At 41.9% G+C, this 24,482-nt stretch carries 25 protein-coding genes and 1 pseudogene; 23 read left to right on the top strand and 3 right to left on the bottom strand.

Going from position 1 to position 24,482, the window contains the following annotated elements; all coding sequences use genetic code 11:
• The first annotated feature begins 338 nt into the window (after nt 1–338).
• The 8 genes and pseudogenes from ACFX4H_RS10330 to ACFX4H_RS10295 all read left to right on the top strand — a co-directional run bounded on the left by ACFX4H_RS10330 (nt 339) and on the right by ACFX4H_RS10295 (nt 9,584).
• Complete coding sequence (locus tag ACFX4H_RS10330) at nt 339–1,691, top strand: allantoinase (protein WP_034314938.1); 1,353 nt, start codon at nt 339–341, stop codon at nt 1,689–1,691.
• A gap of 255 nt (nt 1,692–1,946) precedes the next feature.
• The gene (gene allE, locus ACFX4H_RS10325; protein ID WP_057275704.1) at nt 1,947–2,711 is read left to right on the top strand and encodes a (S)-ureidoglycine aminohydrolase; all 765 of its coding nucleotides are present in this window, start codon (nt 1,947–1,949) and stop codon (nt 2,709–2,711) included.
• A 128-nt stretch (nt 2,712–2,839) separates the two neighbouring features.
• Nucleotides 2,840–3,223 (top strand): cupin domain-containing protein, encoded by a 384-nt coding sequence (locus ACFX4H_RS10320; RefSeq protein WP_194719361.1) that lies wholly within the window; start codon nt 2,840–2,842, stop codon nt 3,221–3,223.
• Between the two features lie 218 nt (nt 3,224–3,441).
• On the top strand, nt 3,442–4,746 hold the full coding sequence (locus ACFX4H_RS10315) for a uracil/xanthine transporter (protein WP_377435114.1): 1,305 nt from the start codon (nt 3,442–3,444) through the stop codon (nt 4,744–4,746).
• Nucleotides 4,747–5,034: 288 nt separating this feature from the next.
• A complete protein-coding gene (locus tag ACFX4H_RS10310; protein WP_377435112.1) occupies nt 5,035–7,209 on the top strand; it encodes a malate synthase G in 2,175 nt (724 codons plus the stop codon).
• 596 nt (nt 7,210–7,805) lie between these two features.
• Nucleotides 7,806–7,910: pseudogene (locus tag ACFX4H_RS10305) on the top strand (hypothetical protein); the annotation flags it as partial.
• Nucleotides 7,911–7,966: 56 nt separating this feature from the next.
• Entirely contained in the window at nt 7,967–8,278 is a 312-nt protein-coding gene (locus ACFX4H_RS10300; RefSeq protein WP_241636887.1) for a hypothetical protein, read from the top strand.
• Nucleotides 8,279–8,321: 43 nt separating this feature from the next.
• Nucleotides 8,322–9,584, top strand: coding sequence for a pyridoxal-phosphate-dependent aminotransferase family protein (locus ACFX4H_RS10295; RefSeq protein WP_054397375.1), 1,263 nt, complete (start codon nt 8,322–8,324; stop codon nt 9,582–9,584).
• 285 nt (nt 9,585–9,869) lie between these two features.
• Here the strand turns inward: ACFX4H_RS10295 and ACFX4H_RS10290 are convergent, their stop codons facing one another.
• The 3 genes from ACFX4H_RS10290 to ACFX4H_RS10280 are packed head-to-tail and all read right to left on the bottom strand — an operon-like array spanning nt 9,870 to nt 12,231.
• On the bottom strand, nt 9,870–10,316 hold the full coding sequence (locus tag ACFX4H_RS10290; protein WP_057275710.1) for a PaaI family thioesterase: 447 nt from the start codon (nt 10,314–10,316) through the stop codon (nt 9,870–9,872).
• A 14-nt stretch (nt 10,317–10,330) separates the two neighbouring features.
• Nucleotides 10,331–11,881, bottom strand: a complete 1,551-nt coding sequence (locus ACFX4H_RS10285; RefSeq protein ID WP_241636884.1) for a solute symporter family protein — start codon at nt 11,879–11,881, stop codon at nt 10,331–10,333.
• A complete protein-coding gene (locus ACFX4H_RS10280) occupies nt 11,878–12,231 on the bottom strand; it encodes a DUF485 domain-containing protein (RefSeq protein WP_249596958.1) in 354 nt (117 codons plus the stop codon). Before ACFX4H_RS10280 ends, ACFX4H_RS10285 begins: the two co-directional genes overlap by 4 nt.
• Nucleotides 12,232–12,493: 262 nt before the next feature.
• On the opposite strand from ACFX4H_RS10280, the gene ACFX4H_RS10275 reads away from it, so the two are divergent.
• The 15 genes from ACFX4H_RS10275 to paaX all read left to right on the top strand — a co-directional run bounded on the left by ACFX4H_RS10275 (nt 12,494) and on the right by paaX (nt 24,471).
• The gene (locus ACFX4H_RS10275; RefSeq protein ID WP_377435110.1) at nt 12,494–13,822 is read left to right on the top strand and encodes a phenylacetate--CoA ligase family protein; all 1,329 of its coding nucleotides are present in this window, start codon (nt 12,494–12,496) and stop codon (nt 13,820–13,822) included.
• 11 nt (nt 13,823–13,833) lie between these two features.
• Nucleotides 13,834–13,983 carry a hypothetical protein gene (locus tag ACFX4H_RS10270; RefSeq protein ID WP_161784891.1) on the top strand — a complete coding sequence of 50 codons (150 nt, stop codon included), beginning with the start codon at nt 13,834–13,836 and terminating at the stop codon, nt 13,981–13,983.
• A 49-nt stretch (nt 13,984–14,032) separates the two neighbouring features.
• Complete coding sequence (locus tag ACFX4H_RS10265) at nt 14,033–14,263, top strand: ferredoxin (RefSeq protein WP_249596961.1); 231 nt, start codon at nt 14,033–14,035, stop codon at nt 14,261–14,263.
• 127 nt (nt 14,264–14,390) lie between these two features.
• A complete protein-coding gene (paaA, locus tag ACFX4H_RS10260) occupies nt 14,391–15,347 on the top strand; it encodes a 1,2-phenylacetyl-CoA epoxidase subunit PaaA (RefSeq protein WP_034314915.1) in 957 nt (318 codons plus the stop codon).
• 18 nt (nt 15,348–15,365) lie between these two features.
• On the top strand, nt 15,366–15,725 hold the full coding sequence (paaB, locus tag ACFX4H_RS10255; RefSeq protein ID WP_034314912.1) for a 1,2-phenylacetyl-CoA epoxidase subunit PaaB: 360 nt from the start codon (nt 15,366–15,368) through the stop codon (nt 15,723–15,725).
• Nucleotides 15,715–16,515 carry a 1,2-phenylacetyl-CoA epoxidase subunit PaaC gene (paaC, locus tag ACFX4H_RS10250; protein WP_377435108.1) on the top strand — a complete coding sequence of 267 codons (801 nt, stop codon included), beginning with the start codon at nt 15,715–15,717 and terminating at the stop codon, nt 16,513–16,515. The genes paaB and paaC overlap by 11 nt, the downstream gene beginning before the upstream one ends.
• 24 nt (nt 16,516–16,539) lie before the next feature.
• A complete protein-coding gene (paaD, locus tag ACFX4H_RS10245) occupies nt 16,540–17,037 on the top strand; it encodes a 1,2-phenylacetyl-CoA epoxidase subunit PaaD (RefSeq protein WP_057275714.1) in 498 nt (165 codons plus the stop codon).
• A gap of 20 nt (nt 17,038–17,057) precedes the next feature.
• On the top strand, nt 17,058–17,363 hold the full coding sequence (locus ACFX4H_RS10240) for an EthD family reductase (RefSeq protein ID WP_034314904.1): 306 nt from the start codon (nt 17,058–17,060) through the stop codon (nt 17,361–17,363).
• Nucleotides 17,360–18,136: an enoyl-CoA hydratase/isomerase family protein gene (locus tag ACFX4H_RS10235; protein WP_377435106.1), complete on the top strand. Its 777-nt coding sequence runs from the start codon at nt 17,360–17,362 to the stop codon at nt 18,134–18,136. Before ACFX4H_RS10240 ends, ACFX4H_RS10235 begins: the two co-directional genes overlap by 4 nt.
• Nucleotides 18,137–18,146: 10 nt before the next feature.
• Complete coding sequence (locus ACFX4H_RS10230; RefSeq protein WP_063591926.1) at nt 18,147–18,920, top strand: enoyl-CoA hydratase-related protein; 774 nt, start codon at nt 18,147–18,149, stop codon at nt 18,918–18,920.
• Between the two features lie 23 nt (nt 18,921–18,943).
• Nucleotides 18,944–20,464, top strand: a complete 1,521-nt coding sequence (locus ACFX4H_RS10225) for an aldehyde dehydrogenase family protein (protein WP_377435104.1) — start codon at nt 18,944–18,946, stop codon at nt 20,462–20,464.
• A 117-nt stretch (nt 20,465–20,581) separates the two neighbouring features.
• Complete coding sequence (locus ACFX4H_RS10220) at nt 20,582–21,454, top strand: 3-hydroxyacyl-CoA dehydrogenase (protein ID WP_063591924.1); 873 nt, start codon at nt 20,582–20,584, stop codon at nt 21,452–21,454.
• Complete coding sequence (locus tag ACFX4H_RS10215; RefSeq protein WP_034314894.1) at nt 21,451–22,659, top strand: acetyl-CoA C-acyltransferase; 1,209 nt, start codon at nt 21,451–21,453, stop codon at nt 22,657–22,659. The genes ACFX4H_RS10220 and ACFX4H_RS10215 overlap by 4 nt, the downstream gene beginning before the upstream one ends.
• Before the next feature lie 68 nt (nt 22,660–22,727).
• Nucleotides 22,728–23,504, top strand: a complete 777-nt coding sequence (locus ACFX4H_RS10210; protein ID WP_328137104.1) for an enoyl-CoA hydratase-related protein — start codon at nt 22,728–22,730, stop codon at nt 23,502–23,504.
• Between the two features lie 85 nt (nt 23,505–23,589).
• The gene (gene paaX / locus ACFX4H_RS10205; RefSeq protein WP_095391064.1) at nt 23,590–24,471 is read left to right on the top strand and encodes a phenylacetic acid degradation operon negative regulatory protein PaaX; all 882 of its coding nucleotides are present in this window, start codon (nt 23,590–23,592) and stop codon (nt 24,469–24,471) included.
• Nucleotides 24,472–24,482 lie beyond the last annotated feature (11 nt).

The following is a 24,482-nucleotide window of genomic DNA, read 5'->3' as shown; positions in this document are numbered from 1 at the left end:
CGAATATTTAAAAAATTGATCAGTGTTGACGGCCTTGGTGAGGGTGCCGTACAAAACAAGGTAACAGCCAAGGCTGCGCATCTCGCTTCCTGTCTTCATAAAGGTGGATGCGATTAAGTTGGGGAGATGGATTGTGAGTTTCATTCCAAAATTGCTTGATAGAAGTTTTAGCGGAATCTACTAAATCTCAAAACGATGTTCAGAATAGTTGTATTTAATTCCGAATACGATTTCAGCTGCAAAAGCAAGATGTTCGTTTCTTCATTATGCAACTTGTAAAAGAGGATTCTCCTTAAAAGTTTTTAAAAATTTGATTTCCCACAGAAAGGAATGAACCTATGGCTACATATGATTTACTCATTAGAAATGGAAATCTTGTAATGTTTGATTCGATTGTTCAAGGAGATATTGCAATTAAGGAAGGGAAAATTAAAGAAGTGACTATCGGAAAAAATATTGATGCTTTAGCAACAAGAGAAATTAATGCTGAGGGGCAGCACATCCTCCCAGGATTAATTGATACTCATGTTCATTTCAACGAGCCAGGCAGAACTGAGTGGGAAGGTGTTCAAACTGGTAGCAGAAGTTTAGCGGCAGGTGGGGTGACAACCTATTTTGATATGCCATTGAACAGTACACCACCAACAATCAATAAAGAATATTTGGCATTAAAGAGAGCTTGCTCCGAAGAAAAGTCGGTAGTCAATTGCCGCTTTTGGGGTGGACTTATACCGGAAAATATTGAGAATATTAAGGAACTTGATGAAAATGGAGTAATTGGATTTAAAGCTTTTATGTCACCGAGCGGAATTGTCGATTTCAATCATGTCGATGATAGTACGATTTTTAAAGGGATGAGAGAAATTGCCTCTGTAGGTTCACTTTTAGCCGTTCATGCTGAAAGTACAGTGATTTGTGATCAGCTTGCACAAGAAAAACAAAGACAAAAAAAGACGACTGCAAAAGACTTCGTCGAATCAAGACCGATAATTTCCGAAATTGAAGCGGTAAGAAGAATAATTTCATATGCAGAAGCTACAGGGTGTAAACTGCATATTGTTCATGCGAGCAGCCGCAAAGTAGTGGAAGTCATCAATCAGGCAAAACAAAGAGGCCTGGATATTACGGTAGAAACATGCCCTCATTATTTATCTTTGACATTAAAAGATTTAGAGGAAAAAGGCGGTTTGGCAAAATGCTGCCCTCCCCTGCGTGATGATGAAGAAGTGGAACAATTATGGGAAGCTGTAGCAAACGGTGAAATTGACGTAATAGCATCCGACCATTCACCAGCACCTGCCTCTATGAAAGAAGTAATAAATGATGACTTTTTCAGTGCCTGGGGTGGGATTTCCGGTGCCCAATCTACACTCAATATTATGTTGACAGAGGGGCATTTCAACCGTAATCTTCCTCTGGGGAAAATTGTTGAATTAACATCAACGAATCCAGCTAAGTTATTTGGCCTTTATCCCCATAAAGGGATAATAGCCGTTGATAGCGACGCTGATCTGGCGATAGTTAATCTGAACAAAAGCTTCGAGCTGAAAAAGGAAGATTTGTTCTACCGCCATCAGCAGTCGCCTTATGTTGGCAGGACATTCAAAGGGCAAGTAACAACAACGATCGTCAATGGGGATATTGTTTTTGAAAATGGAAGCATTACCACTGTGGAAAAAATTAAAATCTAGGATTGTTAAGCATAAAGGACTGGAGAAAATCTTTTTATCTATAATGAACAAAAATATAAAACGTTTTTATCAATTAGGCATAAAGACTAATTAAATGAAAGCGGTTAATATTTATATAAGGGACTTAATCGTTTCTAACACAAGCTAATAATATATGAAAAGAAGCTACAATTATAAGTTTATTAATAGCGGGAAATGGGCACACCATGAGTCACATATTTCAAATAAAATACGATTAAAAGGAGAGTTTAAAAGATGGGTTATCCTAAAGATTTATTAGCAAGCAGATCAATAATTGAGCACGGTAAATATGCGTTAATTGCACCTGAAGGATTGGTTAATAATGTTATTCCGGGATTTGAGAATTGTATCATTTCCATTTTGGGTTCTCCAAAGCTTGGAGCAAGTTTTGTCGATTACATTGTGACAATGCAAAAGGATGGAAAGAACAGCGAGGGGTTTGGTGGACAAGAAGATGTTGAGACATTTGTCTATGTTATTGAAGGGAAAATAAAAGCTGCTGCGGGTGAACAGGAGTTTGTCCTCGATGAAAGCGGTTATTTATATTGTCCGCCCGGAACAAAGATGTATTTAGAAAACCAATCGGATGGAGATTCTAAACTTTTCCTATATAAGCAAAAGTATCGTCCGCTTGAAGGACGGAGGCCATGGGTTCATTCAAACCATGCGAACAACATCGAATTCAGGATTTATGATGATATGCATAATGTCCATCTCAAGGATCTTTTGCCTGCTGATATAGATTTTGATATGAATTTTCATATTCTTTCCTTTGATCCTGCTGCATCTCATCCATTCATCGAAACACATGTGCAAGAACATGGAGCCTACTTACTCTCGGGAGAAGGGATGTATAATCTGGATAATCAGTGGGTTCCTGTAAAGAAAGGAGATTACATTTTTATGGGTCCATATGTACATCAAGCAGCCTATGCGGTAGGCAGAGAAAATTTAACATATGTTTACTCTAAAGATTGTAATCGTGATGCATCCTTGTAAAAGGTCACATCATATAGAAGAAATGAGTAGATGACAACTTCAAGAGATTTAATGCGGGCAGAATTGTATTTTAGGGAGATCCGGTAAGTGTAATTCAAAACCATTAAATATAAAAGAGGTGCTGAGGTATGGACCAGAATGTAATTTTGAACAAAAAGTCGATAATAGAGGAAAGAGTTTTTGAAATCGATAAAATAGCAAAATTCGATTCTAATGCACCACAAAAAAATTATTTCTATGAAACGGATAAAACTGTTGGGGCAGTTTGGTGTCTTGAACCTGAGCAGGAAGTATATTTACATTCCCATTCGAATGTTGATGATATTTGGGTCTGCATTGAGGGGGAAGGAACATACTTCCCTGACCTCGAGAATGAGATCACGATCAGAAAAGGAATGGTAGTATTGGCCAAGCCTAATCAAATTCATGGAATGCGAAATACAGGAAACAGCCGATTCATGTTTGTAGGCTTTGCTGCAGGGGCATTGCCTATGGATATAACAAGATATTAAAAAAATGCTAAGTTTATTAAACATTATAAAATAATTTAAGTTTCTTCTTTTAAAAAACAAAAAAGTGATTAAGGCGAAGCGATTGTAGTGAAGACAGCGCTTCGCTTATATTTTTATTTATAAAAAGTAATGATTTTGTAATTTCTACGATTGGCTTCCTTAAAAACTAGCAAACAGATTTTATAAAAATCCAGAAATCGGAAATGGTGATGATTAAGATGAAACAGCAAGGAGTTACTGTAACATTATTCTCCTCTTTACAGTGGCTTATTTTTATTTTTGCCAATACGGTTGTCGTACCAATTTCTGTAGGAGCAGCATTCCAGCTTCCTACAGAAACAATTGAAATGACGATAAGGTGCTCCTTTATCTTTACCGGAATATCCTGTATTCTGCAGGCATGGGTTGGGCATCGTTATCCATTATTGGACAGCCATTCAGGGCTAATGTGGGGTCTGATGATAAATATGGGCATCTCTGCATCTGCACTCGGATTGGATTTTGCAACCGTAGGGGGAGGAATTGCAACAGGTATTTTGCTAGCTGGAGCTGTAACCGTACTGCTAGCGGCATTTAACCTGATTTATATCATACAAAAAGTAATTAAGCCGATGGTGATAAGTGTTTATATATTTTTACTGACCTTTCAGCTCATCTTTATTTTCTTCAAAGGTATGTTTAAAATAACCGAAAGTGGAACAATTGATCTCCCTGTCAGTTTGTTTTCAATCTTGATTGTCATCTTCGTCGGCTTTTTAAAGATTAAAGGAGGGAAAATACTAGGCAATTTTTCAATCCTGATCGGAATTATCGTAGGGTGGTCATTATATCGATTTATTTTCCCTTCAGATCTTCCGACGGCTAGCTCTTCAGGTATGGCATTCACTTTCTTTCCCCTTGGAACTCCAAACTTGAATATTGGTATTATTTTTGTTTCCTTCTTTGCTGTCCTTCTGAATTTAACGAATTCTTTCGCTTCTATTCAAGCAGTTGCCGATGTTTACAAGGAAAAGGTGGAACATAGTCAATACAGGAGATCTATTTTTGTAACAGGTATTTTTGCGTTTATCACTTCGATTTTTGGCTTGGTCCCTTTTACACCATTTACATCTACGATAGGTTTTTTACAAAGTACCAATTTATTCAAACGAAAGCCATTCATTATAAGCGGATTTTTGTTTACTCTCCTTGGAGTTATTCCGCCATTAGGGAGATTCTTAGGAACAATACCATTAACAATAGGTAACGCTGTTTTATTTGTCGCATACCTTCAATTGTTCGGGACCGCATTAAACAGTCTGAAAGGAACGTTATTCAACTCTGAAACGATACTCCGTTTAGCAGGGCCGGTCCTAGTTGGAGTTAGCATTATGAACATCCCGCCAGCATTATTCGGCAGTATACCTGTCCTCTTGCAGCCTTTCATTACAAATGGTCTCATTATGGGTGTCATTATATCGATCTTTTTGGAGAAATTCATTAATTGGAATAAATTAATGAATAAGTTGGAGGTCGGGCAGTAACCGATCTATCTACCTGAAGATGGAAAAGTAAAGTGATTATTTTAAAAAAAATGGGCTTTCATTTTGCGAGTGAAGAAAAAAGGTGTTCATACCATACTGACTATATTTGACACCTCTAACGATAAACTTGAAATTGATTATAAGAAAACAAAACAATAAATTTGAGAACTTGAAATCGAAAACAAACTAAGTATTGAACCCGTTCAAAGGGAGGAGAGATTACCTGGTTTAAGAAAATTATCTCGGCGTATGCCGGGAGTCAAACTAATTTTAGAGGAGGAATACATCATGGGAGAATATGTGAAAGTAGGTAATCTTCAAGTGGCTTCGATACTTTTTGAATTTATCAATAAAGATGGGCTGCCTGGAAGCGGACTGAATCAGGAACAATTTTGGGATGATTTTGAAAAATTGGTACATGACATGTCTCCAAAAAACAAAAAATTATTAGCTCGTCGTGATGAAATTCAAACCAAAATCAATACATGGCACAGGGAAAATAAAGAGATGGACTTTGCTGAATATAAAACATTTTTACAAGAAATTGGCTATCTCGAACCTGAAGGAGAAGACTTTCATATTACCACAGAAGGGGTAGATGATGAAATTGCCTTCCAAGCCGGTCCGCAGCTAGTTGTCCCGGTTGATAATGCTCGTTATGCTATTAACGCTTCAAATGCAAGGTGGGGAAGCCTTTATAATGCCCTATATGGTACAGATGTTATTAGCGAAAAAGAAGAAGCCTACCGAGAAGGGAGCTACAATGAAGTACGCGGTGGAGAAGTCATTTCATTTGCAAAGGATTTTCTTGATCAAGTAACTCCTTTAAAGGATCATTCACATAAAGACGCTGTGAAATATACAGTAGTAGATGGGAAATTAGCTGTTACACTCAAAAATGGAGAAATTACGAGTTTAGTAGAGGAATCTAAGCTAGTTGGCAATCAAGGTGAATACGGAAAGCCATCGGCGATATTATTAAAAAATAATGGGTTGCATTTTGAAATTCAGATTGATAGAAGTCATCCGATCGGTAAAATAGATAAAGCAGGCGTTAAGGACATTCTAATGGAATCTACTCTTACGACCATTATGGATTGTGAGGATTCTGTTGCGGCAGTGGATGCTGATGATAAAGTCCTGGTCTATCGAAATTGGTTAGGTCTTATGAGGGGGGATCTGGCTGTAACTTTCAAAAAGGATAATAAATTGATGACACGTACAATGAACCCGGATCGTTTATACAGAGCTCCAAATGGAGAAGAATTCTCTTTACCTGGCCGTTCACTTATGTTTGTCCGTAACGTGGGACATTTAATGACCACAAACGCAGTCCTGGATGCAAATGGTGAGGAGATTCCTGAAGGGATTATGGATACAGTCATGACTAGTTTACTTGCCAAACATTCCTTGTTGGGGAATGGTAAATATCAAAATTCATCTAAAGGATCAGTTTATATCGTTAAGCCAAAAATGCATGGATCCGAAGAGGTGGCTTTTGCCAATGAGCTCTTTGATCGTGTGGAAGACATGCTTGGTCTACAGCGAAATACACTGAAAATTGGTGTTATGGACGAAGAACGTCGAACTTCATTGAACTTGAAAGCTTGTATCCGCCAAGTTAAAGAAAGAGTGGCATTTATTAATACAGGGTTCTTAGATCGAACGGGAGACGAAATTCTTACTTCTATGGAAGCTGGACCTATGATCCTCAAAAATAACATGAAAGGATCAAAATGGCTACAAGGTTATGAAAAATCGAATGTCAATGTAGGTCTAGCAACCGGTTTTCAATGTCGAGCTCAAATTGGTAAGGGAATGTGGGCAATACCTGACATGATGGCGGAAATGCTAACGCAAAAGATTGGCCATCTGAAAGCGGGGGCGAATACAGCATGGGTGCCTTCACCGACTGCAGCGACATTGCATGCTCTTCATTATCATCAAGTGGATGTAAAAAAGGTGCAAGATGAGTTGAAAAAGAATCCAGTAAATTTACGTGATGATATTTTGGAAATCCCGGTGGCTCAAAACCCCGAATGGAGTCCGGAAGAAATTCAGCAAGAGCTGGATAACAATGCCCAAGGTATCCTCGGTTATGTTGTACGTTGGGTAGAACAAGGAATTGGTTGTTCCAAAGTACCAGATATCAATAATGTAGGGTTGATGGAAGACCGTGCCACACTAAGAATTTCGAGTCAGCATATCGCTAACTGGCTTCACCACGGAATTTGTACAAAAGGACAGGTTTTGGAGACTTTACAACGAATGGCTAAAGTAGTGGATGAACAAAACAGTGGAGATTCAGCCTATCAATGTATCGCGGATAATTACGACAGCTCAGTGGCGTTCCAAGCTGCATGCGACCTAGTGTTTCAAGGCTATAACCAACCAAGTGGGTATACTGAGCCTATCCTGCATCGTCGACGCATTGAAGCGAAGGAAAATAAGTGTAAACATTAAGTGATTTCTGGGGCATCAGACCAACCAGATGCAATGTTATTAAATACATGAGGCTTAGCATAGTGTCAGATCTTAACTTCAACCAGTAATTCATACGGGGCTTCGGATAAAAATGAGTGAGTATTCGATAAAATGGGGAACAAGTAATCACGATTACTTGTTCCCCATTTTGGTCTAATTCTTTATAAAAAGAAAAAGCAAATAAAACATATGTGAATTAGATGTAACAAAGATTAGACATCATCTTTTTAGGTTTGCAGTCCATCAAAAGTTAATTTGGCCGGCATAAGTGGAACTAGCATCTCAATTAACTAAAAAAAACCATTTAATATGATGAGGAGCTGCCTGTAATAAAAGTTCTCATAGAAATCTGTATATATACACATTATTGGTTGTCTTTCAGTTGGTTATTTTGCACAAAAAAACACCGAAATACTAACAAAATTGTCAATGAAGTTAAATGCGAAAGCAAGTAAAATAATAGATGATATAAATTTTGTGAATGTTCATGACATCAAAGGCTATTGCGAAGGGAAGCGATATGATGGGCAATCAAAATGAAAAATTAATAGATGAAAAGGATGATGTTGCGTTCGATGATAGAATGGTTGGCATTTTTCGGGGCAACAGAGAGTAATGGGGTGACACGGATATTATATTCCAAGGAAAGGATGAGCGCACAGCAGGCAATGAAAGCTGAGGATGGGAAAAAACTTATTATATATTTTGTTAGTGTATGATTTAGGGGGTCCCTCCGGTGGAATCATTCCGACCAGTTCCCATATGGAAACGGACAAGGATGGGGCGTCACCGCCTTTATACGGTGAAAATCATTAAGAGTGATCATGCGGGCACCACTCCCATTGGATACAGGAAGGATGCTGTCGTCTGGCTTCGGAATTCAATGTTCCGAATGGCATCGGAGAGGAAGAGGTTTTTGAAAGGTTTTGTAAGGACATTTTCGACTCTCGATTCCCTGGCAAAGAAAGCGGAAATGAGGCTGGGGTTTCACAATGGATGGGTGTCAAACCTGTTGCGATGGATATGGATAAGGGAATCGGATTTTTGAATGAAATACTTTATAAAATAGCCTTTTGAAGGAGTTGGTAAAAATGGCATATTCAGAATTGAATGCACCGATGAGAACGATCATGACACCAGGACCGGTCGAAGTTGACCCGCGTGTTTTAAGGGCGATGAGCACACCGATATTGGGGCAATTCGATCCTGCATTCACCACTATCATGAATGAAGTGATGGAAATGCTGCGTTTGGTTTTTCAAACTAAAAATAAATGGGCGTTCCCGATAGATGGCACCTCAAGATCCGGTAATGAAGCGATTCTATGCAGCATCATTGAGCCGGGGGATAAGGTACTGGTTCCTATATTCGGAAGGTTCGGTCATTTATTGGTGGAAATCTGTGAGCGATACGGAGCTGAAGTCCATACGATGGAATGTCCTTGGGGAGAAGTGTTCGAACCGCAAGCAGTCATTGCGGAAATCAAGAAAGTCTCCCCAAAAATAACAGCAATCGTGCATGGGGAAACCTCCACTGGTTGTATGCAGCCTTTGAAGGAAATCGGGCGGGCCTGCCGTGAATTGGGTGTCCTGCTTGTTGTGGATGCGGTTGCCTCCATCGGGGGCACAGATGTTAAGGTGGATGAATGGTGTATTGATGGATTGATAGGAGGGACACAAAAATGCTTGTCCGTTCCTTCCGGTATGGCACCGATTACGTATAATGAGCGAATAGAAGAAATCATCCAGTCCCGCAAAAAGGTGGAACGTGGTATTGCCACGGATGAAGACAACCAACAGGTTTCGCTCAGCCGTCCGATCGCCAGTAATTATTTCGATTTAAGCATGCTGCAGGATTATTGGGGACCGCGTCGTTTGAATCATCATACAGAAGCAACTTCCATGATTTATGCGTTACGTGAAGGATTGCGCCTTGTGCTCGAAGAAGGTCTGGAAACGCGCTTTGCCCGTCATGAACTCCACGAAGCTGCTCTCGTTGAAGGGATCAAGGCAATGGGACTAATGTTATTCGGGGATGGGAAAAACAAACTTCCATGTGTAACTTGCATTGAAATTCCAAAAGGAATCGATGGTGAAGCTGTAAGAGACATGCTGTTGAATGAATTTGGCATCGAAATCGCTTCCTCATTTGGTCCGCTTCACGGGAAAATCTGGAGAATCGGGACTATGGGATTCAGTTGCAGGAAAGAAAACATCCTGTTTGTATTGGCCTCTTTGGAAGCTGTCCTTTTGCGCCAAGGGTTCCAAGTTAATCGGGGAGAGGCTTTGCAGGCTGCGCTTGATGTATATGTAGGAAAGAAGGAGAAAATGGTAGCATCACAAGGATCTCTTTGATTAATGGATGTCCATGTGCATTTCAGCAATCCTGGCAATGATCATCGAAAAGGCATGGAGGGAAAATCGCTAATCAGACGGATGGGATAAGTGAACGGGAGTGCGGGGAGTCGTTAATAGTGATAGATTTCCGTATTGCGGTCAATAACCAGAAGAAGGGTTATAAAATAGGGGAGGGGGGATTCCAATCGGGAATCCCCCTTTTTTTCTATGCTTACGTATCCTTGGCAAATCAAGGGAGAGGAAACCGGACAAATGGATTGCTTGTCCGGTTTCAAACGTTACTTATTCAACTTGGTCAACGAAATATTGATTTTTCCTGAATACCATCGCTTCCATGGTTGCAATCAATTCCCTTTCATTTAACACGTCTATTTTATACCAGGCCAGTTTATGGTTTTTCTTGATCTCTTCCGCTCTGGCAGTTAAAGTTTCACCCCGTTTGCCAGCTGATAAGAAATTGATGTTGTTTGAAACGCCAACCGCTATTTTGCCATATGAATTGCTGGCTGCTGCGAACACGTAATCAGCAAGTGAAAAGATAATGGCACCATGAACCGTTCCGTGGCTATTTAGCATGTGGTCACTTGGAATCAATTCTGCTTCCGCTGTGCCGGGACCGAGTTTCGTCAATCTCATTCCTAGAAAAGAAGCATATGGTTCGTCGACTAGTACTTGTTTGATTTGATCGTAATGCAATTCGTGAATATCCTTATCTAAATGTGCGGTCATGGAAATCCCCCTTTTTAATGGTCTTTTGCTGAACTTATCCCATATCCGGTGTTTGATTTGAACAGTACTTCAGCAAAACTGTTTTCCTCATCTTTTGCCTTTGACAAGATTGTGCCTAAATAAGCTCCAATAAAGCCGAGCGGCACGGTGAAAATGGTCGGGTTGCTCATCGTAAAGAGGGGATCGCCTGTGAAAATCCCCATTCCAGGTTCCGGGTTCCATACATTGGGGCTAAGCATGACCAGTATGATGGAGCTGAGTAACCCGAATGACATTCCTGTGATCGCTCCGGTTGAGTTGAAGCGTTTCCAATATATTGTGCAAAGGATGATCGGTAAATTGGCACTGGCAGCAATCCCAAGCGCGAGGACTGAAAGAAAAGCGACATTCATTGATTGTGCGAATAAAGCAAGTAGAATCGAAATGACCGCTACGCCGACAGAAGCCAATCGGGCAACGAGTACTTGCTGTTTTCCCGTAATATTTCCATCTTTGATGATTTCACCATATATATCATGTGCAAAAGCGGATGCCGATGTTAAAACAAGACCGGATACAACCGCTAAAATCGTGGCAAATGCTACCGCAGAAACGAATGCGAATAAAAATTCACCTCCAATGGTTAATGCAAGAAGAGGAGCGGCCATGTTTCCAGCCGGGTTTGCATCGACGATCCGCTCAAACCCGACGAAAGATGCAGCGCCGAAACCAAGGAAAATCGTCATGATGAAAAATACCCCTATAAACCATGTGGAATATACGACGGATTTCCTTGCAGTAGCTGCGTCCTTTACTGTAAAGAAGCGGACGAGTAAATGCGGAAGGCCGGCTGCTCCAAGGACAAGCGACATATTGAATGAAATCATGTCGAGTCCATCGGTGTATTTATTTCCTGGATTCAAAAAATCCTTTCCGAGCGGTGTTGCAGTTTGGACATGATGGAACATTTCTGAAATGTTGAAATTAAAACGCGAAAATACGATGAACGTCAACACGGCAGAACCGCCTAGCAAGAGAACCGCCTTGGTGATCTGCACCCAGCTTGTCGCTGTCATCCCTCCGAAAATCACATAAATCGTCATCAGTACACCGACAAGCAGTACGGATAGCCAATAATCGATGCCGAGCAAGAGTTTAATTAATCCTCCTGCACCGACAAGTTGGGCAATCATGTAAAAGATTGAAATGACAAGTGTGTTAGCCGCAGCTATCCCTCGCACTTTTTTTGATTTGAAGCGTGCTGAAATCATATCTGCCAGCGTAAACTTACCTAGATTGCGTAGTGGTTCCGACACTAGATACAATAAGACAAGAAAGGCAACAAGGTTCCCGATGCTCATGTAAAAGCCATCAAAACCAATCAGTGCGATTGCACCCGTAATTCCGAGGAAAGATGCGGCTGACATAAAGTCACCTGCCACGGCCAATCCATTCTGCCATGCTGTCAATCCGCCGCCGGCCGTATAAAAATCACTGGCATTTTTCGTCTTCTTAGAAGAGTAATAGGTTATAGTAAGCGTTAACAAGATGATGCCCAAAAAAAGCGTGAGGGATAAAATGCTCATTCGCCAAGCTCCTTCTCATATTTATTCAAGATTTTTTTTGCCATCTTGTCGTACTTCGCTGCTTTTTTTATATAGACGATTCCCCCTATCCATACGACGGCAAATTGGAGGAGTGCGTATACCCAAGCCCAAGTAATATGGAAGAAGGCTTCGCCTTTCAACACTTCGCTATAAGCAGCTAAAATTGGCAGAACAAAATAAAAAGCAAGAAAGAAGAGAGTGACAGGTACGATAAAAGCTTTTTTCCTTTGGATTAGTTCCTTGAATTCTTCCGTTTCAATTAATTGACGATACTTATTTCCTCTGTCATGTCCTGATGGTGAATGCCCATTTTTAGCCTGTGATTCCATGGTAAGCCCCCTTTTAAGTAGTACGTTTTTAAAACGAGTGTTTGATAAAATGATATATCATTGTTAAAATTAACATAGTCTGAAAATTTAGTAAATTAGTATTTTGTCTATTCAGTCATTTTGTCTGAATTATAAAAACATGATTGACAACGTAGAAATGACGTATTAATCTTGAACTAAATCATAACAATAATTTATTCTCCGTTTTATTACTGTTATGAATGTCGGTGGGACAATAGTAAAATTGAGGGGGACTGAAAAAATGTACAATCCGGAAGTTGAAACGGCTTCGCGTGCTGAAATGGAAAGTTTACAAATGGCACGCCTTAAAAAAACGATTAGCCATGTTTATGAAAATGTACCTTATTACAGAGAAAAGTTTAGGGAGATGGGCCTGGAACCAGAAGATATTCAAACTCTAAACGATGTGATAAAGCTTCCCTTTACAAAAAAACAGACGCTTCGTGATCAGTATCCATTCGGTTTATTTGCCGTTCCGATGGAGGATGTAACACGTATTCATGGTTCATCCGGAACGAGCGGAAAGCCTACAATTGTCGGGTATACGAAAAATGATTTGGAAAACTGGGCAACTATCGTCGCACGTGGAATTGTAGCTGCAGGAGGCCGCAAGTCAGATATTTTCCATAACGCATATGGATATGGTCTGTTTACAGGGGGGCTGGGCTTGCATTGCGGGGCAGAAAAGCTAGGAGTTGCGACAGTACCCATTTCAGGGGGGAATACCGATAGGCAGATTACGATCATCAATGACTTTAAACCGCGAGGCATTTGCGGAACCCCTACTTATATTTTGAATATCGCTGAAAAGATGGAAGAGATGGGAATTGATCCTGCTGATAATGGGCTTGAGTACGGAATTTTCGGAGCTGAGCCATGGTCGGAGGCAATGAGGGCAACACTTGAGAGGAAACTAAAATTGAAAGCCATCGATATTTACGGATTAAGTGAAATCATGGGGCCGGGAGTTGCGATTGAATGTCATGAAGCACAGGATGGACTCCATATCGCAGAAGACCATTTTCTTGTCGAGGTCATTAACCCGGACACGCTTGAACCGGTTGAGGACGGCGAAGATGGGGAACTTGTATTCACCAGCCTTACAAAGGAAGCGCTTCCAATCATTCGTTACCGTACAGGGGACATCGCCTCAATTACACATGAACCGTGTAAATGCGGGCGTACGACAACTAGAATGTCCCGTGTTAAGGGCAGAACGGATGATATGATCATAGTCAGGGGAGTGAATGTATTTCCATCTGAAATAGAGCGTGTGTTATTCCAAATGGAGGGAATTGTGCCGCACTATCAGATTCATCTCGTTAAGAAGGGAAATATGGATGGTGTTGAATTGCACATTGAAATTGAAAGCGGTTTCTACAAAGAGATTGAAGAAGACTTAACGCATGGGAATGTAGAGAGATTAAGGAAAACGGTTCAGCATCATTTGAAATCCGCATGTCTTGTCACGATGGATATTGTTGTCAACATCCCAAAAAGCATTCCCCGTTCAGAAGGAAAAGCGATTCGTGTCGTTGATAAGCGGAAGGATGAAGTCATTCGTTTGTAAATTCCATGCTCATGAATATGGATGTTAAACCGGACGATTCTGTCGTTCAGTTCTTTCCAGCTGAAGTATCGATTGGAATAAGTGGAGCTGAAGAAATCGAACAAGTAAACGCCATACATAAAGCGGATGCAATCGTGTTTAAATATGGGTTTATCTCTTAATGGAAGAGAAGATGGAGCCAATCATTAAATGGAGAAGGAGGAGGGCCTCTTGTCAAAATATACAGTTGTGGATCAAGAAACCTGCATTGCATGCGGTGCCGCTGCACCTGAAATCTTTGATTACAATGATGAGGGAGTGGCATTTGTCATCCTGGATGAAAATGAAGGAACTGCAGAGGTCGCAGAAGGTTTATTTGATGATCTGGATGATGCGGCGGAGGGTTGTCCGACAGATTCTATCAAAGTGGAAACTTCGCCCTTTAAAGTTTTAGTGGATTAAAAGATTTAAAGAAACCCAGAAAATTTCCTTTTACTTTAAAAAAAGACAGAATAGTCTTGCATTAAGTATAACAGTAAAATATAATAACGTTATATAAACGTTATATTTGAAAAAAGAGGTGATTTGGATGAACGTTCTTTTAAATGATATGGCAGGAGAAGAAAAGCTAAATCAATTCATTGCCAGAATCGAAGCGGGAGAAAAGATAGAGGCGGATGATTGGATGCCGGAAGAATACCGGGGCACTTTAATCAAATTAATATCAATGCATGGAATCAGTGAAATCATGGGGGCGCTTCCAGAAAAGGAATGGGTACCTAAAGCCCCGACTTTAAATAGGAAACTTGGAATCATGGCAAAGGTGCAGGATGAAATGGGGCATGGGCAATTATTGCTTCGCGTCGCCGAGGATTTGCTAAAGCCTTACAGTAAAAAACGGGATGACCTCATGCAAGATTTGTTTAAAGGAGATTTAAAGTTTCATAATGTTTTCCATATGGAAGCCAAATCCTGGGGCGATGCTGGATTGATTGGCTGGCTGGTTGATGGTGCAGCCATCATTTCCCAGACGAACATGCTTGGCGCCTCATACGGGCCTTATGCCCGGGCATTACAGAGGATTTGCGCGGAAGAAGTTTTTCACGCGCAGCACGGTGAAGCGATAATCATGGCTTTGGCTGAAGGGACGGAAGAACAAAGGAAATTGGTTCAAGACTCCATCAATTATTGGTGGGAATCTTTATTACTTTTCTTTGGACCTCCCAGTAAGAAAGAAGTGGGCACATCCAAACAGGATATAACGATTAAGTACAAAATCAGAACCAGTACGAATGAAGAACTTCGACAAGCTTTTTTTTCAAAATATGTGAAGCGGATCCTTTCACTTGGCTTCAGCATTCCAGATGAAACGCTTAGGTTTGACAAAGAGTCTGAAACCTGGATTTACCAACAACCCGATTGGGGGAAATTGAAGGTGTTCGCAAGGAATGAAGGTCCCCGTTCGCAGGATCGCTTAAGTCTTCGAAGAAATTCTTATGAAAAAAATAAATGGGTACGCGAGGCATTGGCTCCAAAGGTCATTTAAGGGAGGGGGAAGGACGATATGGAAACTAGACAAGGAAATTACTTTGAAGAATTTGAAGTATTCAGCCGTAAAACGCAATCATCACCCGTTCAATACCACTTCAGCCTGCTCGCCCCGAATGAGGATATCGCCATCATGATGGCACAAGAAAATTTCATGAGACGTGAAGCGGTTGATGATATCTGGGTCGTGAAGAGACGGAATATACGGAAAATGACGGCCGAGGAAAAGAAAACGCTTCAACGTATCGATAATAAAGACTACAGGACCACAAAAGGGTACGGGTATTTAAAGAAAAAATGGCGGAAGTATGAGCAGGGAATGCTCGATGAAAAAGAGATAATGTCTTGGGCTGGAGGTGTGAAAAATGAGGAATGAATCATTGAAGGACATCGCAATCAAGGAATTGCTGCTTCAACTGGCGGACGATGACTTCATCCATTCATACCGTGGTGCAGAATGGTTGGGACTCGCACCGCATATCGAAGAAGATGTTGCATCCGCCTCGATATCCCAAGACACGATGGGGCATTCAGCCATTTATTATAAGTTACTTGATGAACTCGGTGAAGGGGATGCGGATAAGCTGGCTCATGACCGTCCCGCCAAGGAACGGCGCAATGCGATCATTCTCGAATTGGTCAATGGTCCTGGTCACTATATGAAAGACCCGGATTATGATTGGGCGTTTGCGGTAGTGCGGAATTATTTTTATACCCAAGCCAAAGCAATTAAGGTTCAATCCCTTCATTCATGTTCATATGAACCGCTTGCTGAAGTGGCACAAAAGGTACAGATGGAACTTTACTATCATTTGATGCACTGGAAAACCTGGTTCGTCCAATTGCTGGGATCTGGTCACTTGGAAGCGGTTTCGAGAATGAAAGCGGCGATCGGGAAAACAATGCCCGATTTTGCTGGCGTATTTTCACTTGGACAATATGGGGAGGAAATGGTGGAGCTCGGCTTGATAGAGGGCGAAGCTGTTTTACAGAAAAAATGGATCGAGGCCATCACACCAATTTTTGAAAGTGTCGGCTTGGCAGCAACGATTCAAATAGGGATGGCAAGAGGTGATGGCCGTAATGGCCAGCATACGGAAGATTTGGAAAAGGCGCTAGAAACGTTAAGCGAAGTATACGCAAGCGATAAAGCAGCTTCATGGTGAATCAATAGAAAGGGGAGGGGTACCATGGCGACCGTACAGTTAAACACAGAAGAAATATATAGGCTCCTGGAAGACGTTAAAGATCCCGAAATCGATACAGTAAGTATTCTGGATTTAGGGATGGTCCAAGACGTGACGGTTTCGGGCCAGGACGTTTCGGTAAAAATGCTGCCAACTTTTCTTGGGTGCCCGGCATTGTCGATCATTCAAAAAAATGTGGAAACAGCCCTTAAACAGCTGCCTGCCGTAAAAAATGTAAGTGTGGAATTTTTACGTTCCCCTTCCTGGACATCCGATCGAATTACGGAAAAGGGGAAAGCTGGATTGAAGGTTTTCGGAATCTCCCCTCCTCCTCGACAAATGAAAAGTGATGGATCATGGCATGTGGATTGCCCATATTGTGAATCGACATATGTCACAATGGAAAATATCTTCGGTCCCACGGCCTGCCGCAGCATTTTATATTGTAAGGCATGCAAAAATCCGTTCGAAGCGATGAAACCGATGATAAAAATAATCTAATAAAATGGAGGTTTTCTAAAATGGTAAAACTAATCGCCCTTTATAAACAACCTGAAAACAAGGAAGAATTCGATGAGCACTACTTCAATGTACATGGTCCGATAACGGAAAAAATTCCTGGTCTTCAAAAAATGGAGGTCACTAAAATTGTAGGGACCCCAATGGGCAAAGACTCTGAGTACTACATTCTTTGTGAAATGTATTATGAAGACCATGATGCATTGCAACAAGGAATGCGTTCCCCGGAAGGAAAAGCATCAGGGAAAGACCTAATGGGCTTTGCCGGGAAACTTGTAACGATGATGATCGGTGAAGAAATAAAATGAATGCGCTTCAATTCATCGAAACGTCAATCTCGGATGGAATTGGTTATATCTCTTTAAATCGGCCTAAGCAACTTAATGCCCTTAACAGGATAATGGTTAGGGAAATTGTTTCAACCATGGAAGAATTCGACCGGGACCCGCAAGTGAAGGTGATTTTGCTATCGGGCAATGGAAAAGCATTTTCCGCTGGAGCTGATATTGACGAGATGGTGAACGATGATCCAATCAGTATGGAGTTAACGAACCAATTTGCCGATTGGGACCGAATAAGCCTAGTCAAGAAGCCTGTGATTGGTGCGGTGAAAAGTTTTGTATTCGGCGGTGGTTTTGAACTTGCTTTATCCTGTGATTTCCTGATTGCCGCCAGCGATACCCAGTTTTCCTTTCCTGAAGTGACACTAGGGGTCATGCCTGGTGCAGGAGGAACCCAAAGATTGACGAAATTGGTAGGCAAGACGAAGGCGCTTGAATGGATATTGACGGCTGAAAGGATAAAGGCAAAGACAGCCCAACAATATGGTTTCATTAATAAGATCGTGGCACCTGAATTGTTAATGGAAGAATCGGTTGGTTTTGCTAGAAAGATAGCAAAGCAACCCCCGTTAGCTGTAAGGCTGATCAAAGAATCCATCAATAAGGCCGTTGATTATCCATTAAATGAGGGCATGCAATTTGAACGGAAGAATTTCTATATCCTTTTCGCATCAGAGGACCAAAAAGAAGGAATGAAAGCATTTGTTGAAAAAAGGGAGCCAAAATTCACAGGCGGATAAGGGGTGCTCTATGTACGAAACGATCAAATATAGGGTTGAAAATGGAGTTGCTTGGCTTACTTTGAACCGTCCTGATAAACTAAATGCCTTTACGTCCCAAATGAATAAGGAAATACAGAAAGCGATCAAAATATCCGCAGGGGCAGATGAAGTCCGGGCCATTATCATTACTGGGGAAGGCAGGGCATTTTGTTCGGGGCAGGATTTATCGGATGTTGATGAGGGCATGAATTTAGGCCAGAAGCTGCGTGAGGATTACGGTCCGATGATGGAGCAAATAGCAAACTGTGAAAAACCGATCATTGCAGGAGTCAATGGGGTGGCTGCAGGTGCTGGCTTCAGCCTGGCGTTGGCATGCGATTTTCGGCTTGTTTCTGAAAAAGCCAGTTTTTTAAATGCCTTTGTCAATATTGGATTGATTCCTGATTCGGGGAATCTGTATTACCTTTCGCGAATCGTTGGTCATGCGAAAGCCCTGGAATTATCATTATTGGGCGAAAAGGTTACGGCTGGCGAGGCGAAAAATATCGGGCTCGCTACAAAAGTGATCGGTGTGGATGAGTGGAACGAGCAATTGAAAGCCTTTGCAGAGAATATCGCAAACAAACCAACGAAGGCAATCGGATTAATCAAAAGATACTTAGAGGCGTCCTATCATCTTTCATTGGAAGAATACTTAAAAGAAGAAGCGGAGGGTCAGCGCATTGCTGGCTTAACGAAGGATTATGCAGAAGGTGTGACAGCATTCACTGAAAAAAGGAAAGCTCAATTCATAGGTAAGTAATATAGAAAAGGGAGTGGGATTACATGGTTAGAGTACAAGAGGCGGCATTTGAAAAAGCGGAAATGAAGCGTGATTATTATCATCTGATCATTAATGGAGAAAGAGTGGAAAGCTCGGATGGTTCCACGATTGATGCGTACAATCCTGCGACTGGTGAAATCATTGCCAAGGTTGCAAAGGCGACCAAGGAAGATGCGGAAAAGGCTGTTCAAGCTGCACGTGAAGCATTTGATAACGGGAAATGGAAGAGGACTCCGATTAACAAACGGTCTCGTGTTTTGAACAAAATTGCAGCGATCATGCGTTCACGCTTTAATGAATTGGTTGAATTGGAAGTCCTGAACAGCGGCAAATCCATTTCTGCAGCGCAAGGCCAAGTCATGCAGGCAATTGAAGATTTCGAATTTTATGCAGGAGCGTTAGTTGCACACCGCGGATCTGTGAATAATGTGCCTGGTCAATTCCATAACTATACGGAAAAAGAGCCAGTAGGCGTTTGTGCCCAAATTATCCCATGGAATTACCCTATGATGATGGCAGCGTGGAAAATTGCACCTGCAATCGCGGTTGGCTGTTCGGTAATCGTTAAGCCAGCCTCGTTAACGCCGCTGACGGCCCTTGTTTTAGGGGAAATCTGTTTAGAAGCAGGTGTTCCTTCAGGCGTGGTCAATATCATTCCAGGTCCTGGATCGGACGTAGGGAATTACCTTGTTCAGCATCCGAAAGTGAATAAGGTGGCCTTTACGGGTTCTACGCCAATCGGCAGAGATCTTATGGGCAAGGCTTCTCAGACATTAAAAAGGGTCACATTGGAGCTTGGCGGTAAGTCCCCTAATATTGTTTTTGAAGATGCAGACCTTGAAGCAGCCATCGATGGATCATTATATGGAATTTTCTATAATACTGGGCAGTCTTGCGAAGCTAGATCCCGTTTATACGTTCACGAAGACATATACGATGAGTTCGTTGCAAGATTCGTAGAAAAGACGAAAAAATTGAAATTGGGCAATCCGCTCGACAAAGAAACACACATCGGTGCAGTCATAGATCAAGGGCAATTGGATGTCATCGAAAATTATGTCCAATCTGCCATTACTGATGGAGCGAAGATCCTGACGGGAGGAAAGCCAGCGGTCATTGAAGGCTTCGAAAACGGTTATTGGTATGAGCCGACGGTAATAGCGAATGTCAATCATGAAATGGATGTAGTGAAAGAGGAAATATTCGGGCCGGTCGTTGTCATAATGAAATTCAAAGATGAAAAAGAAGCTGTGAGGCTCGCGAATGATACGGAATTCGGTTTGGGTTCAGCCCTTTGGACAAAAGATGGCGGGCGTGCGACTAGAGTGGCCAATCAAATAGAAGCTGGAATCGTCATGGTGAATTGCCCATTCTCCGCATTTCCTGGAACACCTTTCGGAGGGTATAAACATTCAGGATTCGGCCGGGAACTTTGCATTGAGACACTTGATCTTTATACAGAAACGAAAAGCATCATTTCCTATCATGGAAGCCGTCCCTTAAATCCATTTGGAATTCAATAAAACAAAAAAATAGACGGCTGGCTAAACGGTATGTCGGAAAAGTAATTCAGGTATGGTTGAATGCTGATCTGATTCATCCGAGCCAGCCCTATTTATTTTTGAAGGAGGAATGAACGAATGATTAGTAATCTAGTGGTCGTCGGTTCTGGTGTCATGGGCAGGGGAATAGCTTATGTAGGAGCAATTGGGGGCTTTAATGTAATATTGGTGGATGTGAATCAGGATGCTTTGGAAAGTGCAAGAAACGAAATCGATTCCATTTTTGAAAAGGGTTTGCGCTACCAAAAGATTACCGAGGAAGAAGCGGCAGCTGCAAAAAGCAGATTTACCTATTCTGCCAATCTGAAAGAATCAGCAGCATATGCCGACTTGATCATAGAGGCAGTTCCGGAAAAGGCGGAAATCAAGAGGGCAGTCTTCGAAACGATTGAAGTCCATGCAAAAGAAGATTGTTACTTTGCAACCAATACTTCCACGATGAGTCCGACGGAAATTGGTTCTTATGGAAAGCGTCCCGAAAAAACGATTGCCATGCATTTTTTCAATCCTGTACAAAAAATGCCGCTCGTTGAAATTGTACGTGGTCTTGAAACAAGTGATGAAACGGCAGCCATAATAAAAGAGGTAGCCGAAAAAATGGGGAAAGAGACCGTGGTCATAAATGAATTCCCTGGGTTTGTTACAAGCAGGATCAGCTGTTTGGTAGGTAATGAAGCGTTCTTTATGCTTCAAGAAGGCTTAGGAACACCAGAAGAAATCGATAAGGCAATAAAGTTAGGGCTGAATTACCCAATGGGACCATTTGAGCTAGGAGATTTGGTGGGATTGGATGCCCGCTTGAATAATTTAAAATATTTACATAGTAAACTGGGTGAGAAATACCGCCCGGCTCCCCTCCTTGAACAATATGTTAAAGCTGGCAGGCTCGGCCGTAAGTCTGGTAAAGGTGTGTACGATTATACAAAAGATGGCGAGCTGGTGAGGAAATGAAGGATGTTGTGATCATTGATGCTGTGAGAACACCAATCGGAAGATATAAAGGCGCATTGAAAAGCGTTCGCCCGGATGACCTCGGCGCAATTGTAATCAAGGCGCTGATAGATCGCAATCCAGAGCTGCCGCCTGATCAAATTGAGGATGTCATCTTCGGGAATGCAAATCAAGCGGGTGAGGATAATCGCGATGTGGCCCGGATGTCCGCCCTCTTAGCTGGTCTTCCGGTAAATGTAGCTGGAACGACAATAAATCGTTTATGTGGATCCGGATTGGATGCCGTCATGTATGCAGCGCGCTCCATTGCAGTCGGTGAAGGCGATATTTATATCGCAGGGGGTACTGAAAGCATGACAAGGGCGCCGTACGTCATGGCCAAACCTGAGAGTGAATTTCCGCGGGGTTCAATGGAGCTTCAGGATACAACGATCGGATGGCGTTTCACTAATGAGAAACTTAAAGAAATGTATGGTGCGGATTCCATGCCTCAAACGGCTGAAAACGTCGCCCTGCGTTTTTCTGTTTCAAGGGAGGACCAAGATCAATTCGCTTATCAAAGCCAGCAAAGGGCGAAAAACGCAGTGGAAAATGAGCGTTTCATTAATGAAATCGTACCTGTTCGATATACGGATCGAAAAGGGAATGAGGTCATTATCGAGAAGGATGAACACCCTCGTCCTGACACGACCATTGAAAAGCTGGAAAAACTCAAACCGATCTTTAAAGGCGGCACTGTAACCGCCGGTAATGCTTCAGGTGTAAATGATGGAGCCTCGGCACTGCTTTTGATGAGTGCGGAAAAAGCACGGGAGCTTGGATTGAAGCCTCTGGCCAAATATGTTGTAGGGGCGGTAGCGGGCTTGGAACCGTCCATTATGGGCCTTGGCCCGATTCATGCCACTAAAAAAGCATTGGAGAGGGCAAGTTTGACGATTGAAGACATCGGGCTGGTGGAATTGAATGAAGCATTCGCTTCCCAATCCTTGGAGTGCATCCGCCAATTGAAATTGGATCAGGAGAAAGTGAATGTCAACGGCGGGGCAATAGCTTTTGGCCATCCGCTAGGTGCAAGCGGGGCGCGTATTTTAACAACACTCGTCCACGAAATGAAAAAGCGGAAAGTACGCTATGGCCTTGCGACGATGTGTGTAGGCGTCGGCCAAGGCATATCCGCCATTATAGAAAATATCGATAAAGAATGATTAAGCGTATGGCCCTTATTTAATTTTATCTGCATAAGGGTCATTTTTTCAAAAAGGGGAGGAGACTCATGTCAAAGGTTATTTATAAAGTGATAAATCAAATCGGCTATATAACAGTGAATCGGCCCGACGTATTGAACTGCTTCGACTATGAGACACTTTGTGAACTGCAGCAAGTCATCGATGCCGTTTATTATGACGGCGATATCCGTATCGTCATTTTCACCGGTGCAGGGGAAAAAGCATTCAGCGCGGGAGCGGATTTGAAAGAAAGGAAGTCTTTGAATGATGCCGAAGTAAGAAGGAACGTTAAAGCGATTCGCGATGTTTTTAATAGTATCGCAGGGCTTCCGCAGCCGACAATTGCTGCCGTCAATGGGTATGCATTGGGGGGAGGATTTGAATGGCTGCTTTCATGTGACTTTGCAATTGCTGCGGAAGGTGTTTCTTTGGGGCTCACTGAAACTAGCTGGGCCATTATTCCGGGAGCAGGCGGTACACAGCGGCTGCCGAGATTGATTGGGGAAATGAAGGCGAAGGAATTGATCTTCACCGCTAAAAAATTGACTGCGGAAGAAGCATGTCAATTAGGGATCCTTTTGAAGGTCGTGCCAAGGGATCGTCTAATGTCAGCCTGTGAGGAATTGGCAGCCAATATCATGAAGAATGGGCCGATTGCAGTCAAACAAGCCAAATATGCGATTGACCAAGGAATGAATACGGATTTGCAAACGGGAATGGCTATAGAAGGAAAAGCCTATGAATTGACCATTCCGACTCAAGATAGATCGGAAGCGCTCCTGGCATTTAGTGAACGGAGAAAAGCGCGATTTACTGGTGAATAATATTGCACTTTCATGTTAAAAAGATATAATAATTATTATGTCTTCCGTGTGAAAATAGTAACAATGTTAGGACGAGGTGAGAAAGATAGGTACTAATACACAATCCATGATTTTTACGATATACGGCGATTATATCCGTAACTATGGAAGTAAAATCTGGATAGGCAGTTTAATTCGTTTGTTAAAGGAATTCGGCCATAATGAGCAGGGCGTTCGTGTAGCCGTTTCACGAATGGTCAAGCAAGGGTGGATTCAGTCAGAGAAGCAGGGAAATAAAAGCTATTATTTTTTGACTGATCGCGGTGTGCAGAGAATGGATGAAGCGGCCAATCGCATATATAAGATGAAACCGAATGAATGGGACGGTAAATGGCGCATCTTAATGTACACGATCCCTGAAGATAAGCGGCAATTACGGGATGATCTCCGCAAAGAATTATTATGGAGCGGATTTGGCAGTTTTTCAAGTGGTTGCTGGATTTCCCCCAATGATTTGGAGAAGCAAATCAATCGCTTGATCGAGAAATATGACATAGATGAATATGTTGATTTTTTCATCTCGGAGTACAAAGGTCCAAAAGAAAACCAATCGCTTGTAGAGAAGAGCTGGCAATTAGAAGAGATTGAAAATAAATATGAAGAATTCATCGAGAAATACAGTAAACAATTCATCGTTCATCAAAGCATCATTAGCAGGGGTGAAATGTCCGATGCAGATTGTTTTGTGGAACGAACGAACTTGGTGCATGAATACCGTAAATTTTTATTCATCGATCCGGGCCTGCCAAAGGAACTTCTGCCTTCTAAGTGGAATGGGAATCATGCTGCTCTTTTATTTAGCCAATATTATCAAGTCTTGGCTGAACCAGCAAGCCGTTTCTTTGAAAGCGTATTTCAGGAAAACAATGATCTATGCCGGAAAGATGAAACCTATGATGCCAAGGACCATCCACTCATCATTAAGTGAAAAAGAGCTTC

The sequence above is a fragment of the Peribacillus sp. YIM B13477 genome, assembly GCF_042787955.1.
Classification (GTDB): domain Bacteria; phylum Bacillota; class Bacilli; order Bacillales; family DSM-1321; genus Peribacillus; species Peribacillus frigoritolerans.
The sequence above is the reverse complement of the archived record's forward strand: the minus strand, read 5'-3'. Positions and strand labels throughout refer to the sequence as shown.

Excerpts from the sequence above, each read along its gene's own strand:
- ACFX4H_RS10330 (WP_034314938.1), top strand. The coding sequence starts at position 339 with ATGGCTACATATGATTTACTCATTAGAAATGGAAATCTTGTAATGTTT.
- allE (WP_057275704.1), top strand. The coding sequence starts at position 1,947 with ATGGGTTATCCTAAAGATTTATTAGCAAGCAGATCAATAATTGAGCAC.
- ACFX4H_RS10320 (WP_194719361.1), top strand. The coding sequence starts at position 2,840 with ATGGACCAGAATGTAATTTTGAACAAAAAGTCGATAATAGAGGAAAGA.
- ACFX4H_RS10315 (WP_377435114.1), top strand. The coding sequence starts at position 3,442 with ATGAAACAGCAAGGAGTTACTGTAACATTATTCTCCTCTTTACAGTGG.
- ACFX4H_RS10310 (WP_377435112.1), top strand. The coding sequence starts at position 5,035 with ATGGGAGAATATGTGAAAGTAGGTAATCTTCAAGTGGCTTCGATACTT.
- ACFX4H_RS10295 (WP_054397375.1), top strand. The coding sequence starts at position 8,322 with ATGGCATATTCAGAATTGAATGCACCGATGAGAACGATCATGACACCA.
- ACFX4H_RS10290 (WP_057275710.1), bottom strand. The coding sequence starts at position 10,316 with ATGACCGCACATTTAGATAAGGATATTCACGAATTGCATTACGATCAA.
- ACFX4H_RS10285 (WP_241636884.1), bottom strand. The coding sequence starts at position 11,881 with ATGAGCATTTTATCCCTCACGCTTTTTTTGGGCATCATCTTGTTAACG.
- ACFX4H_RS10280 (WP_249596958.1), bottom strand. The coding sequence starts at position 12,231 with ATGGAATCACAGGCTAAAAATGGGCATTCACCATCAGGACATGACAGA.
- ACFX4H_RS10275 (WP_377435110.1), top strand. The coding sequence starts at position 12,494 with ATGTACAATCCGGAAGTTGAAACGGCTTCGCGTGCTGAAATGGAAAGT.
- ACFX4H_RS10270 (WP_161784891.1), top strand. The coding sequence starts at position 13,834 with ATGAATATGGATGTTAAACCGGACGATTCTGTCGTTCAGTTCTTTCCA.
- paaA (WP_034314915.1), top strand. The coding sequence starts at position 14,391 with ATGAACGTTCTTTTAAATGATATGGCAGGAGAAGAAAAGCTAAATCAA.
- paaB (WP_034314912.1), top strand. The coding sequence starts at position 15,366 with ATGGAAACTAGACAAGGAAATTACTTTGAAGAATTTGAAGTATTCAGC.
- paaC (WP_377435108.1), top strand. The coding sequence starts at position 15,715 with ATGAGGAATGAATCATTGAAGGACATCGCAATCAAGGAATTGCTGCTT.
- paaD (WP_057275714.1), top strand. The coding sequence starts at position 16,540 with ATGGCGACCGTACAGTTAAACACAGAAGAAATATATAGGCTCCTGGAA.
- ACFX4H_RS10240 (WP_034314904.1), top strand. The coding sequence starts at position 17,058 with ATGGTAAAACTAATCGCCCTTTATAAACAACCTGAAAACAAGGAAGAA.
- ACFX4H_RS10235 (WP_377435106.1), top strand. The coding sequence starts at position 17,360 with ATGAATGCGCTTCAATTCATCGAAACGTCAATCTCGGATGGAATTGGT.
- ACFX4H_RS10230 (WP_063591926.1), top strand. The coding sequence starts at position 18,147 with ATGTACGAAACGATCAAATATAGGGTTGAAAATGGAGTTGCTTGGCTT.
- ACFX4H_RS10225 (WP_377435104.1), top strand. The coding sequence starts at position 18,944 with ATGGTTAGAGTACAAGAGGCGGCATTTGAAAAAGCGGAAATGAAGCGT.
- ACFX4H_RS10220 (WP_063591924.1), top strand. The coding sequence starts at position 20,582 with ATGATTAGTAATCTAGTGGTCGTCGGTTCTGGTGTCATGGGCAGGGGA.
- ACFX4H_RS10215 (WP_034314894.1), top strand. The coding sequence starts at position 21,451 with ATGAAGGATGTTGTGATCATTGATGCTGTGAGAACACCAATCGGAAGA.
- ACFX4H_RS10210 (WP_328137104.1), top strand. The coding sequence starts at position 22,728 with ATGTCAAAGGTTATTTATAAAGTGATAAATCAAATCGGCTATATAACA.